Genomic DNA, 12,915 nt, shown 5'->3' with positions numbered 1-12,915 from the left:
GCAGACGGCGCCCGGAGTCTGAGTCGGTGGTCCACAGACGGGAACTGGCCGGGGACTAGCATGGAACGCATGAATACTCGTGGAAAACTGACCCCCGGTAAACCCACCCCGGTTCGTACGGTTCCCAAGAACATTGAGCGCCCGGAGTACGCCTGGAAAGACGATGTACAGGAAAATATTGGCGAGCCGCTGATTCAGACGCCGGAAACCATCGAGAAGATGAGGGAAGCGTCCCGGATCGCCGCCAACGCGCTGGAGCTCGCCGGAGCTGCTGTCGCGCCCGGTGTGACCACCGACGAGATCGACCGCATCGCTCACGAGTACATGATCGACCACGGGGCGTACCCGTCGACTCTCGGTTACCGTGGCTACACCAAGTCGTGCTGCGTGTCGCTCAACGAGATTGTCTGCCACGGAATCCCTGATACGACCGTGATCCAAGACGGAGACATCTGCAACATCGATGTCACCGCATACAAGGGCGGAGTTCACGGCGATACCAACGCCACGTTCCTTGCCGGCGACGTGGCCGAGGAGAATCGCCTTCTGGTGGAACGCACCAAGGAAGCCACCATGCGCGGTATCCGCGCCGCTAAACCCGGCCGCCAAATCAACGTCATCGGCCGCGTGATCGAGTCGTACGCTAAGCGCTTCGGCTACAACGTCGTCACCGACTTCACCGGGCACGGAGTCGGCCCGACATTCCACAACGGCCTCGTTGTTCTGCACTACGACTCCGACGCCTACACAGACATCCTCGAGCCCGGCATGACGCTCACCATCGAGCCCATGATCAACATCGGGTCCCTCGACTACGACATCTGGGACGACGGCTGGACCGTTCAGAACCGAGACGGTGAATACACCGCACAGTTCGAGCACACCATCGTCATCACCGAAGACGGCAACGAGATTCTCACGATCCCGGACTCCCAGCGCTAACCCCGAATAATAAGTTCATCGCGCCGAACGGGTGGACACCATTGACCACCGGGTATCCCCGCGGGGATACCCACGTTGGTCTGCCCTTGATATTCACGATGCTGCCGCGGCGCCTGCGCCCGGGATCGTCGTCATTGGTGCGGTTGTGATACCGACACAGCGGCACCAAATTAGCCATGTTGGTCATTCCGCCGCGCGACCACGCGTCAATGTGGTGGATCTCGCAGTTGTCGGTGGCATGGCGGCAGTCGGGGACGGGGCAGGTCGATAAGCTTGCTCGCGCGAGGTCCCGCTGCTTTTGATTGGCCAAGCGCTGTGCGCGGTACAGGTTCACGGCGCCCTCCTTCGGGTGGAAGGTCGCCACCTCAAGTTCGGCACCATGGTACCTGGCCAGGTAATCGGCCCCTGTCATAGTCGTGCCGTCGGTGAGCCCGAGGACCGTCTCGTCGCCGCTGCCCCGAATGATCTTCACGTACTCCGGCAGCGGAATCAGCACAAGCGGACGCGGCGCCGACGGTACCGCGCGAGGTACTGACGGGGAATCAAGCGAGGACTCGGCCGGGGAGCTATCCCCGCCGACATCCCGCGGACGCAGACCTAGCATGCCCATCAGCGCCTCGAGCATCTGAGGTCCTACGGGCGCATCGGACGTGACGTGTTTGCGTAGCGCAAATTCAAGGGCGGCCATGTCCTCTTCGGGCCCTATAGCGTGCAACGGGCGCATGCCCTCGCGCGATTTTCCGAAACCAACGGTCTTTGTCGGCGTTGGCTTCTCCTTCTCGGGAACGATTTCGGAGGCTTTCCGCTTCAAGGCGGCGTGGCGCCCGCGGATGCTCAGTAACCGCAAACGCAGCCGCCATTTCTCGCCCTCGTCGGAGATGTGCTTGATGCGCGACTCAATCAGGTAGAGCTGGTCCGAGGCGAACTGGCCCTCGCGAGCGGCGGACACCGCAAAGGCCTGCTGTCGAGACCATTTCGTCCTTTTAAAATACACCTCGTGGATCGTGCCCCATTTCCTCACCGTCGAAGAGTCAAAGCCCGCGTCGAGTGCCTCCTGGGCATCGAAATGCTCCAAGAACTCGAGCGGGTCCTTCAACGACCCGAGCATTGCGGTGAAACTGTTCATGCCTCAAACGCTAAACAGCTTCTGGGAGCACGGAAAGTGCTCGTCTACTGAAGTAGACATCGCCGCAAATTCGTGCTGAGCAGTCGAAGTTCAGCTGTCGGGTTGACCGCTCAGATAGAGCTGTCGGGTTGAGCAGTGAGAATCTAGGCCTCCGGGAAGTCAAGATCGAGGCCGAGGATGGCATTCTCGGTGACCTCGGCGAGAGCGGGGTGCGTCCAGTACTGACGTCGAGCGACATCGCGGAGGTCGAGATCAAAGGCTAACACGGTGATCATCTGCTGAATAAGAGTCGAAGCCTGCGGGCCCATGTAGTGCGCACCGAGCAACTTGGCGGTCTGCTTGTCGGCGACGAGCTTCACGACGCTGCCCTGATCCTCCAGCGCCCAACCGTAGGCGACATCGCCGTAGTTCTGGATTTTAGTGGTGACATCGAAGCCGGCATCGCGAGCTTGCTTCTCGGTCAAGCCGACGGTAGCGAGCTGCGGGTACGTGAACACGGCGGAGGGAACGTGTTCATGGGGCATGGGTACCAGGGCTGTTTCGCTGGAGGCGTCACCGGAGGCCACCTGGAGGACGTTGTGGCGGACAGCACGCAGCTCCGCATTGGCGACGTGTTTGAGCATGAAGGGGGAGGACACGTCGCCGAGAGCCCAGATTCCGTCGGCGGTGGTGCGGCCGTAGTCGTCGACGACGATGCGGCCATTGTCGTGCTTGTCTACCCCGGCGGCGGACAAGTTCATGCGGTCGCCGTTGGGGACACGTCCGGTGGCGACGAGGAGGGCGGAGGAGGTGACGGTGGAACCGTCGTCAAGCGTGAGGCTAACGCTGTGGTCGTCGTGGGATGCGCTGGAAACCGTGCGCCCGATGTGCGTTTCGTAGCGGGGTGCGACGAGTGCGTTGAAGCGGCCGTGGATGTCGGCGTCGAGATGGCGCATGAGCGGGGAGCGGTTGACGATGCGTACGTGGGTGCCCAGTGACTGGAATACGTGGGCGAACTCCATTGCGATGAAACCGCCGCCGAGAATCGTGATGGATTCGGGCTGCTCAGGCAGGCGCATGACGTCTTCGTTGGTGAGGTACGGCACGCCGGAGTCGGCGATGACCGGCGGGATGAAGGGGCGGGACCCGGCGGCGATGATTATGGTGTCGCCGGTGATTTCCACCTCCGTGCCGTTCAGAGTCGTGGAAAGGGTTTTGGGGCCGGTGAACTGGGCGTGGCCGTCGAAAAGCGTGATGTTGGGGCACTCGTCGCCGCGCCGGTACTCCTCGCCGCCGCGTGCGATGATGTCGACGCGGTGCTCGAAGACCCGGTCAACGATGGCGGGCCAGTCGGCGCCGTCGAAGGTGGTGTGGATGCCGAGGCGCTCGGAATTTGCGGCGGTGTGCGCTGTATCTGCCGCGACCACGTACATCTTGGTAGGGATGCAGCCAGAATTGAGGCATGTGCCGCCGAAGCGGGGGCCTTCTTCGATGATGGCGATGCTGGCGTTGTCGAAATCCGGGGTGGGGAAAGAATTGCCGGAGCCGGAACCGATGATGATGTAGTCGAAGTGCATTGTTCCTAGCTTTCTGCGTCGGTCGCTTTGGCGGGATCGAGCGAGTTCAGCCACTCGTCGGCGGCGTTGAAGGCGAGGTAGCGGGCGTGCGGCTGGGAGAGGAACACGTCGTGCAGCGCGCCGGGGATCGGGCGGGTGACATGCCCCGCGGTGGTGAGCTGCGGCGCCCAGTGCTGGATTTGTTCCACGTCGAGGACGGTGTCTGCTGTGTCCGCGGCGGGCGAGTAGGGCTTTCCCAGGTATGAGTGCGTGGAGCACAGAGTGAGAGTGGGCACGGCGGCGTCGGTGTCGTCGCTGTGGAGCGTCTCTTGGCCCTGGAGGACGGCGTTGAGCCAGCCGATGTACTTATCATGGCCGCCGAGCCGCTTTTTCTCGGTGTCGAAGTCCCAGTGTCCGTGGAGGCCTTTATAAATGGACTCGCCGTATGTCGACTCGCCCGAAATGGGCAACTTCAGGTTCGGCGCAAGTTTCGCACCAAGCTTGACGACGGGCCGTAATACCTTCACCTGCCATTCCGGCACCTGCATGTCTACCCACGGGCTGTTGAGAACTATCCCGGCGACGTGGCTGTGGGTCTCGGGGTCGTTCCGGCGGACGTGGTCCAACCAGAGCGGGACGATGAGACCACCAGTGGAGTGTGCCAGGGGGATGACCGCGCCGTGTTTCTCTGCGATGAGGTTGGTCACCTTGGTCAGTTCGTCGAAATAGGTGGCCATGTCGTTGGTGTGGTGCCAGCGCTGGCCTTCGCGGTGGGCGCGGCCGCACTTGTGTAGGTCGACTGCGTAAAACGGGTAGTCCTTGGCGGTGAAGTGCTCGGCAACGTGCGTCTGGAAGAAATAGTCCGACATACCGTGCACCCACAAAAGCGCCGGTTTTCCGGTCGCGGCATCGTCGCCCGCCTTGACGAGGACCGCGATGTTCTCGCCTTCTCCCTCCGGGTCCGGTCCGAGGGGAATCGTGGCCTTCTGGTAACCCTCGCCGAGTTCGTCGGCAGTCCAGCTCAGCTCGTCAATGGGAAGGGGAGTACGGGCGTTTTCGGTGTCCTTGGAAACGTCGGAATTCATGGACCTCATCTTAGGTCCGCCAGCGTGGGGGTGGGGGCTGCCCACCAGTGTTGGGTCCAGCTCGACCTTACTGTGTGGTTATTGGGGGTGCTAAAGGGTGTTTATTGTGAACTGGAAATGGAGTGGAACGATTAGAGTAAGCTTCATCAGCATCACCCGATAACCGGATCGAAGAGGTCATTGAAAGTGTCAACACCGTATTCGCAGCAAGCAAAGGGCACAGGGAACGGAGACGAGGTTGACGTCCTCCTGATCGGCGCTGGCATCATGAGCGCCACGCTGGGCGCCATGATCCGTCAGCTGGAGCCGGAATGGACGCAGCTGGTGTACGAGCGTCTGGACGGGCCGGCTCTCGAATCCTCCTACCCCTGGAACAACGCCGGTACCGGCCACTCCGCACTGTGCGAGCTGAACTACACGCCGGAGAAGAACGGACGCATCGACGTCTCCAAGGCGCAGACCATCAACGAGAAATTCCAGGTGTCCCGCCAGTTCTGGTCCCAGCAGATTGAGGAAGGCGTGCTGACGGACCCGACCGCGTTCATCAACCCGGTCCCGCACGTCTCCTTCGCCCAGGGCGATGACCAGATCGATTACCTCCGGCGCCGTTATGAGGCTCTGAGCGGCAACTACATGTTCCCGGACATGAGGTTTACCGATGACCGCGACGAATTCGCGGAGAAGCTGCCTCTCATGGCCGCCGGCCGCGACTTCGATCGGGAGCACGTCGCTATTTCGTGGACCGATGCCGGCACAGACGTCAACTACGGCGCGTTGTCCAATCAGTTCTTCAACCACGCCAAGAAGGCCGGCACCGAGATCCGTTACGGGCACGAGGTGAAGAGCCTGAAGAAGAAGGGCAAGTTCTGGCACGTCAAGGTGAAGAACCTGTACACCGGTGACACCCAGGTCACCCGTGCGCGCTTCGTTTTTGTCGGCGCTGGCGGTTACGCCCTTGACCTGCTTCGCTCCGCGAACGTGCCGGAGGTCCGCGGTTACGCCGGCTTCCCCATCTCGGGTGCGTGGCTGCGCTCCACCAATCCGGAACTGGTGGAAAAGCACCAGGCGAAGGTCTACGGCAAGGCGAAGGTCGGCGCTCCGCCGATGTCTGTTCCGCACCTGGACCTGCGCGTCGTGGACGGCAAGCAGTCCCTGCTGTTCGGCCCGTTCGGCGGCTGGACCCCGAAGTTCCTGAAGGAAGGCTCCTACTTGGACTTGTTCAAGTCCATCCGCCCCGACAACATCCCGTCTTACCTGGGTGTCGCAGCCACCAACTTCGAACTGGTCAAATACCTCGTCGAGGAGGTGTTCAAGTCCTTCGACAGCCGTGTCGACGACCTGCGCGACTACATGCCGTCCGCGGAGAACAACGACTGGGAAGCTGTCATTGCGGGCCAGCGCGTCCAGATCATCAAGCCGGCTGCTCCGCCTCACTTCGGCTCCCTGGAGTTCGGCACCGCGTTGGTCAACGATCAGGACGGTTCGATCGCCGGTATCCTCGGTGCTTCCCCGGGCGCGTCCATCGCACCGGCCGCAATGCTCGAACTGCTGGAGCGCTGCTTCGGTGAGCGCATGATCGAGTGGGGCCCGAAGCTTTACGACATGATCCCGACGTACGGCAAGTCCCTCAAGCGCCACCGTGACCTGTACGACCAGCAGTGGGAGTACACGCAGCGCGTCCTGAAGCTGGATAACTAGCTCAGCGCGCGGCGGGCGACGCGCCGTTACCGGAGTGCCGTGAGCGGCGCTAGGTTCCGCAGAACGTGGTGAAGGGGGCTTCCCCCTCGGGCTCGGCCATCCAGGCCGGGCCCGCTTTTGCGTTGTAGGGGTCGGTGACAGCAGCGAGGAGCTCGCGGTAAGCCATCAGGTTGCCGTCCTGCTCGGCGGCGGCGATTGCGGACTCGAGCATCTGGTTGCGGGGTATAAAAACCGGTCCGCCGTGGTGTTCGCGGTTGTAGGTGGTGATGTCGCTGGCCTCTCCCAGCGCCTCGGGATCGGGAATGTGCCTGGCCCGCGCGCGGTGCCAGGTGGGCTCGATGTCGCCGAGGACTTCCCGCATCGCGTCGGCGTTGCTCACCGGCAGCAGGGCCTCGGCGAGACGCGTGAGGTTCCATGCCATGATGTCGGGCTGATTGCCGAACGCGTAGCGCCGCCCGGTGTCGATGGAGGAGTAGCAGGCGTCGCCCACGAAACGCTCCGTGAACGCGCATGGTCCGTAGTCGATGGTCTCGCCGGACAGGGCGGTGTTGTCAGTGTTCATCACCCCGTGGACAAAGCCGAGGCGCATCCACTGGGCCACGAGGTCCAGCTGGCGTTCCATGACTGCGGCGAGCAAATCCTCGGGTGTGTCAAAGCCGGCAGCGGCCACCACGTCGCCTACCAGGTCCGCGGACTGCGTCGCCGCGTACTGCACCGACCCGACACGAAGGTGGCTGCGCGCAACCCGCACGACCACACCGCCGGGCACCGGCCCGTGCTGGCGCAGCACCGTTTCGCCCGTGGTCAGCACGGCCAAAGACCGCGTCGTGGGCACGCCTGCAACGTGCATGAACTCGCTGACCAGGTACTCGCGCAGCATCGGCCCGAGCGCACCGCGGCCGTCCGACCCCGGTTTTGAAAACGGCGTGGGCCCAGATCCTTTCAGCTGAATCTCCACTCGGCCGACGGGGGAGGGAAGGTCGCCGAGGAGTAGGGCGCGGCCGTCGCCAAGCAACGGCACGAACTGGCCGAACTGGTGCCCTGCGTACGCCGTCGCGTGACCGCCGTATGCGCCGGTGAGCCAGCGCAGACCGTCGTCGGACCGCAACCACCCGCAGTCGAGGCCGAGCGCGGCTGCGAGTTCCTCGTTGAGCACGAGAAGCTGCGGGTCGGGGAAGTCTGCGCCGCGCGACTCGACCGCCATGGACGGCAACGTGTCGGCGAGAGTGTGGGCGAGGTTCGGTTCCGGCATGGGCACCACCCTAGACTTGTAGGCCATGAACGGAAGTGTGACGTTGGTCGGCGGCGGCCCAGGCGCGTGGGATTTGATCACGGTGCGCGGTCTGCGCGCGCTGGAGGCCGCGGACGTGATCCTGACCGATCATCTGGGGCCGACGGACCAGCTGGACCAGTTCTTGGATACTACTGGCAAGGAGATCGTCGATGTGGCGAAGCTGCCGTACGCGAAGCAGGTGGCGCAGAAGCGGATCAACGAGCTCCTCGTCGCCCACGCCCGCGACGGCAAGCGCGTTGTGCGGCTCAAGGGCGGGGATCCGTACGTGTTCGGCCGCGGCTTCGAGGAGCGTCAGGCGTGCGCAGCCGCTGGCGTGCCGTGCGAGGTCGTCCCCGGCGTGACCAGCGCTGTGTCAGTTCCCGCAGCGGCGGGAATCCCGGTGACGCAGCGCGGGGTAACGCACTCTTTCACGGTCGTGTCGGGGCATCTTGCGCCGGGCGATCCGCGTTCGCTCGTCGACTGGGAGGCTCTCGCTCGCGTCGGCGGAACGATCGTGGTGATCATGGGCGTGCGCCAAGCGACCGCGATCACGGAGGCGCTTCTCGGCGCTGGGCTCGCCCCAGGCACTCCGGCCGCGGTCATTCAGGACGGGGAGACTGCTCGCCAGCGGCAGTTCCGCACGACGCTTGGCGAGCTCGCCGACACAATGGACCGCGAGCACGTCACCAACCCCGCCGTCTACGTGATCGGGGAGGTGGCCGGACTTGCGCACGCTGGATAGCCTCATCATCGACACGGCGCTTATCCGCGCCTCTGCCACCACCCTCATCTGTCACGACCCCACCCTGGACCTCACCCGCACCGCCCTGGCCGCCGGCGGGCCGGTGGTGTTCCTGGATTCGGACTACACCCGCAGCCAGGAAGCTGCTTCTCTCGGCGCCCAGGTCGCCGGCGATGTGCGCTTGGATGAGTTCCTGACAGGCTCTGAAGGGTGCGCAGTCGCGGTCGGGGAGATGCCGAAGTCGCTGGCGCGGCTCGACTACGTGGCGCGCTCGATCGCCGGTGCCGGGCACTCGGACGTGCGAGTGGTGCTCGGCGCGAACAACAAGCACCTGTCGCGCGGCATGAACGCGGTGTTGGGGGAGTCTTTCTCGGAGGTGTCCGCCTCCCTCGGCCGCGGCAAATTCCGTTGCCTTGTTGCGTCGTCCCCGCGCGATGTGGCTTACCAACCGGTGCGCTGCGACGGCCTCGCCGCTATCGGCGGTGTGTTCTCCGGCGCGAAACCGGATCGGGGCGGGGAGCTGTTACGCTCATGTCTGCCCGCTGAGCCGGGACGTCTGCTCGATCTCGGCTGCGGCAACGGATCCGTCACCCGCGGACTCGACGCGGTGGCCACTGACTCAGACACGGACGCGGTGCTCTCATTACGCGCCGTCGGACGGGAAGCGACGTGGGACGATGCCGGCTCCCGTTTGCCGGATGCCTCGTTCGACATCATTGCGCTCAACCCGCCGTTCCATGACGGGACCACCGTCGACGCCACGCTCGTGCAGCATCTTCTCGACGCCTCCGTGCGCCTCCTGGCCCCCGGTGGCGCACTGTACCTGGTGCACAACTCGCATCTGCGCTACCGCGGGGAAGTGGAGCGCCGCTTCGATTCAGTGGAACAGGTGGCGCGCGACAAGACGTTCACAGTCTTGCGGGCGACTGGTTAACCCGGTGCTATCCCAGGATCTTCGGCAGGGCATTGGCCGCGGTGTCCTCGACAACGACGTCGGCTAAGTGCGATAGGTCGGTGCGCATCGGAGTGACCTCGACGATGGGGATCTCGCGGGCGTGCGCCATCAGCGGCAGCCCGGCGGCGGGGTAGACCACTCCGGAGGTGCCCACGATCAACAATGCATCGGCAGTGCTCATGCGGCGCTCGGCTTCGGCCCACTCCCGCTCGGGAAGAGCCTCCCCGAACCACACAACCCCCGGCCGCACCGGACCGCCGCACACCGCGCAGGCGGGAGGGGTTATCTCAGCGACCGGCTCCTGGGGGAAGGAGATGGGGTTGGGGAAGGGGGCGTCGCAAAGCGAACAACGGAATTCAAACAGCGAACCGTGCAGGTGAACGACCTCCGTGCTGCCCGCCCTCTCGTGCAAATTGTCGATATTCTGCGTGGTCACCGTGGTCTTCGGTGAGCGTGCGATAGCGACGTGACCCGCGTTCGGTTCCGCCTGCTGCGCGAGATGCGCGCGCCACAGGTACCACGCGAACATCGTCGACGGATCGTCGTGCCACGCGTCTGTCGACGCCATATCCTGCGGGTCAACGTTCTCCCACAGCCCGGTCTGCGCGTCGCGGTAGGTGGCGATGCCGCTGTCGGCGCTCATGCCGGCACCGGTGAAAACCTCGATGTGCGAGGCGTCGGCGAGGATCTCCTGGGCGCGCGTGAAGCTCATGGCTCCTAGGCTATTGCGCGGCTAGCCGATCTGCACCTTCGTTGCGCAGTCGATCTTGGCGTAGCGCCGGCCGTTCTTGTCCACGTTGTTCAGCGAGTAATTCCCGCCGTATGCGCGGCAGCCGGTGTACGTGTCCGCGCTGCCGGACGCCCCACCTGATGTGGTGCGCGGCGCAGGGTCGGCTGCTTGCGCGGGAGGCAGCGCCTGCTCGGCTGCACGCTGGCGCTCCATCTCGAGCCGCTGCTTTTCCAGCTCTGCCGCCCGCTTTTCTTCCTCTTCGCGGCGTTCCTGCTCCACTCGTTCCTTTTCGCGATTTTCGGTCGCGTTGATGATCCGCTCCGCCTCGTCGGCTCGTGCACGCGTGTCATCCAGATAATCCCGCAGCTGCGCGGTGTAGAAGGTGTCCTCCGCGCTGACCGCACGTTTGAGGAGGTCCTCGCTCGTGCGCCGAATGCGGTCCACGATGCGGCGGGCAGACGCGGTCTGCGCAGGGGCCGCAAGATCCATCCCGTCCAGTTCGCTCGCGTCGCGCTGGAGGCCCTCGAGGCGGGACTGGTCCATCCAATTGGACGTGAGGCATTCCGGGCCGACGCCGAACACCCCGGTACCGTTTGTGCGCGGGCCCGCTTCCGCGGCGAGAATCCGGTCGTAGAATTTCCGGTTCGGTTCGAAAAGCACAGCGTGCGCGAAACCTTCGCTGACGATCTGCTCGTTGATGAAGTCGCCGCCCCTGAACACTCCGGCGAGCTCACGGCCGTACTGGTCCTGACGGTCCACGTCGTACTCGAGGGTCACCTTCGTGCCCTCCGGCAGCAGCTCCTCGAGCCGGTTCTTGGCCTCCTGGGCGAGACATTCTTCGGGGGAACCGAAGTGGCCGAGCTCAGGGGTGTTGATGTTGAGCAACCTCACCCGCTTCGTCCCCGACCACGTGGACACGTCGATGGTGTCCCCGTCGACGACGCGCTCCACGGTAGGGTCGCTGCCCACCACGACCGCGGCTGCAGCACCCGACGCCGCGACCGCTGCCGCCACAACTCCCAAAACCCATTTCTTCATCACTGTCTCCTCGTGGATACCGGGTCCGCGTGAGTCTAGAGGGTGATGAACGGCGTGACGCACACCAGGGCGAGGAGCGCAAGAACAGTGAAGACGTACTGCTTCACTGGGCGGTGCGCCCAGTTCAGGTCTACCTTGCTCTGGTTGAACGGAGACACCCAGGTGACCATCGGGTCGTCCGGCTCGTTGTAGAAGCCCATCCCGGATCCCGCACCAAAGTACTTTCGCCGGGCACGTTCTTCGTCGTCGGTGGGCATTTCCTCCATCTGCTTCGGCCAACCGGCGATGAGGATGAAGGTGTAGATCACCGCACCCAAGAGGCCGACCCCCATGAGCAATCCCGCCGCTGTGCGGTACGACGCCAGCCCGGGAACGTGAAAGTGAACTGAATCAAGCACAGCGGCACTGTTGTGGCCAGGGCGATCCACGCTATTGACCGCTGCGTGATCTCCAACAGGGCCGCTGCCTTGTCGGCGGCGGTCTGGGAGAAGGGGATGGAGGGGTCGGGGACCGGGATGCGTCGATAAGCCATGCTCGGGCGCGGCGACGCGAAATAAAGCAGCACGAGGAGAAGCACGGAGTACCACGCGCCGAACGTCGCGCTAGCCACGGACGTGGGCGCCACGCGGTCGACCTCGCCGTCCGGACCGATGTGGACGGGGATCTCCGGCGGCACAGCATCGAACCACAGCACGATGACAGTGAAACTGAGCAACGCGAACGCGAGCGATACGCCGTACGAGCCTCGGGAAGTCACATGCCCACTGTAGTGGACAGCCGCGGGTGGAAAACGGCGGACAGAGCGGAAATGGCCCGCGGGGGAGACATGGACAACGACAAAAGCGCGCGCTCAAGGCGGCGCTGAGGTCCACACACCCAGCGGCGTGGGGCAACATTGAACAAGGATGCCAGTTGCGCAAAGGAGAACGCGTGAGGCTGCCACCGGTGTGTGCACGCTTATCGACGCTCCGCGGCACCTCTACACCACGAGCGTGAGCTGGTTAGCGTCCTTCCCCTTCGCATCCGCACCCGGCAGCTCCACCGTCATGCCGGCGGCGTCGGCAATGGCGGCGACACCCTCGATGTCGGTCACGCTGTCCGCATCTGCCGCGCTGGCCAGCACCCGCGCGAGCTCGCCCTTGTAATGCTTGTTGAAGTGGCTGACCACCTTCCGGGAGCCGTCCTCCTGCACCGATTCCACCCGGACTGTGACCGCGCCGGGGACGGGGCCGAGCTGCTGGTACGCGCCGGAGCGCATGTCCACAATCAGGCCCGCGCCGGCAGAAGGGCCAGCACCGGCACCGGAAGCCGCCTCGAGCAGGGCGTCGGTGATCTCGGAACCCCACCGGGCTTTCATCGTGGGCCGGTCACCGCCGCGGGCGGGGAGCTTGGAGCCGCCGGAGAGCCGGTAGCGGGGGATCGTATCGCCGGCGCTGACCACACCGAACAATGCCGAGCCGATGGCAATGCGGTCGAGGGCGGGGGAGGGGAGGGAATCGGCATCGAGGGCGTCGTAAAGCACGCCCGTGTAGCGGTAGATGGCGGGCATGACGGGTGCCGTGCGCAACTCGAGGTTCTCGGCCGCTTCTTCGCGCTTGGTGGCGGGGAGCTTGAGCGCGGCCATCATCTCGTCGACATCGAGGGCGGCGAGGTCGTCCATGATCTCTCCGCGGATCGGGTCAAGCGGGGGAAACGACACGTCGATGCCGTCCATTTCCCCGCCGGGAGCTTTGGTTTCGGAGGGTGGGAGCACGATCAGCATGCCATCAAAGCTACCGGGTAAACTCACCC

13 protein-coding genes are annotated in these 12,915 nt (G+C 64.4%); 4 read left to right on the top strand and 9 right to left on the bottom strand.

The features are described 5' to 3' along the window. The first annotated feature begins 69 nt into the window (after positions 1 to 69). Positions 70 to 942, top strand: coding sequence for a type I methionyl aminopeptidase (map, locus tag QYQ98_RS02370; protein WP_302007174.1), 873 nt, complete (start codon positions 70 to 72; stop codon positions 940 to 942). On the opposite strand, the gene QYQ98_RS02365 is transcribed toward map, so the two are convergent. From QYQ98_RS02365 to QYQ98_RS02355, 3 genes are all read right to left on the bottom strand, one after another. Next, a complete protein-coding gene (locus tag QYQ98_RS02365) occupies positions 917 to 2,068 on the bottom strand; it encodes an HNH endonuclease (protein ID WP_302007173.1) in 1,152 nt (383 codons plus the stop codon). The genes map and QYQ98_RS02365 overlap by 26 nt on opposite strands. 143 nt (positions 2,069 to 2,211) lie before the next feature. Next, positions 2,212 to 3,624 (bottom strand): mycothione reductase, encoded by a 1,413-nt coding sequence (gene mtr / locus QYQ98_RS02360; protein ID WP_302007172.1) that lies wholly within the window; start codon positions 3,622 to 3,624, stop codon positions 2,212 to 2,214. A gap of 5 nt (positions 3,625 to 3,629) precedes the next feature. Beyond that, positions 3,630 to 4,688 carry an alpha/beta hydrolase gene (locus QYQ98_RS02355; RefSeq protein WP_302007171.1) on the bottom strand — a complete coding sequence of 353 codons (1,059 nt, stop codon included), beginning with the start codon at positions 4,686 to 4,688 and terminating at the stop codon, positions 3,630 to 3,632. Between the two features lie 186 nt (positions 4,689 to 4,874). On the opposite strand from QYQ98_RS02355, the gene mqo reads away from it, so the two are divergent. Continuing rightward, positions 4,875 to 6,386, top strand: a complete 1,512-nt coding sequence (mqo, locus tag QYQ98_RS02350) for a malate dehydrogenase (quinone) (protein WP_302007170.1) — start codon at positions 4,875 to 4,877, stop codon at positions 6,384 to 6,386. Positions 6,387 to 6,435: 49 nt separating this feature from the next. Here the strand turns inward: mqo and QYQ98_RS02345 are convergent, their stop codons facing one another. After that, positions 6,436 to 7,665 (bottom strand): protein adenylyltransferase SelO family protein, encoded by a 1,230-nt coding sequence (locus QYQ98_RS02345; protein ID WP_302007169.1) that lies wholly within the window; start codon positions 7,663 to 7,665, stop codon positions 6,436 to 6,438. Between QYQ98_RS02345 and cobA the strand changes: the two genes are divergently transcribed. Further along, positions 7,664 to 8,401, top strand: a complete 738-nt coding sequence (cobA, locus tag QYQ98_RS02340) for a uroporphyrinogen-III C-methyltransferase (RefSeq protein ID WP_302007168.1) — start codon at positions 7,664 to 7,666, stop codon at positions 8,399 to 8,401. The genes QYQ98_RS02345 and cobA overlap by 2 nt on opposite strands. Further along, positions 8,385 to 9,335 carry a class I SAM-dependent methyltransferase gene (locus tag QYQ98_RS02335; protein WP_302007167.1) on the top strand — a complete coding sequence of 317 codons (951 nt, stop codon included), beginning with the start codon at positions 8,385 to 8,387 and terminating at the stop codon, positions 9,333 to 9,335. Before cobA ends, QYQ98_RS02335 begins: the two co-directional genes overlap by 17 nt. 7 nt (positions 9,336 to 9,342) lie before the next feature. On the opposite strand, the gene QYQ98_RS02330 is transcribed toward QYQ98_RS02335, so the two are convergent. The 5 genes from QYQ98_RS02330 to yaaA form a co-directional block, all read right to left on the bottom strand. Beyond that, positions 9,343 to 10,068, bottom strand: coding sequence for an NAD-dependent deacylase (locus tag QYQ98_RS02330; protein WP_302007166.1), 726 nt, complete (start codon positions 10,066 to 10,068; stop codon positions 9,343 to 9,345). 21 nt (positions 10,069 to 10,089) lie between these two features. Beyond that, on the bottom strand, positions 10,090 to 11,124 hold the full coding sequence (locus tag QYQ98_RS02325; RefSeq protein ID WP_302007165.1) for a thermonuclease family protein: 1,035 nt from the start codon (positions 11,122 to 11,124) through the stop codon (positions 10,090 to 10,092). Positions 11,125 to 11,159: 35 nt separating this feature from the next. Then, a complete protein-coding gene (locus QYQ98_RS02320; protein ID WP_302007164.1) occupies positions 11,160 to 11,456 on the bottom strand; it encodes a hypothetical protein in 297 nt (98 codons plus the stop codon). Next, positions 11,429 to 11,881, bottom strand: a complete 453-nt coding sequence (locus QYQ98_RS02315) for a hypothetical protein (protein ID WP_302007163.1) — start codon at positions 11,879 to 11,881, stop codon at positions 11,429 to 11,431. Before QYQ98_RS02315 ends, QYQ98_RS02320 begins: the two co-directional genes overlap by 28 nt. Before the next feature lie 222 nt (positions 11,882 to 12,103). Then, complete coding sequence (gene yaaA / locus QYQ98_RS02310) at positions 12,104 to 12,886, bottom strand: peroxide stress protein YaaA (protein ID WP_302007162.1); 783 nt, start codon at positions 12,884 to 12,886, stop codon at positions 12,104 to 12,106. Positions 12,887 to 12,915: the final 29 nt, after the last annotated feature.

It is taken from the genome of Corynebacterium sp. P3-F1 (assembly GCF_030503635.1).
Lineage (GTDB): Bacteria > Actinomycetota > Actinomycetes > Mycobacteriales > Mycobacteriaceae > Corynebacterium.
This window is presented reverse-complemented; position numbering and strand designations above follow the sequence as displayed.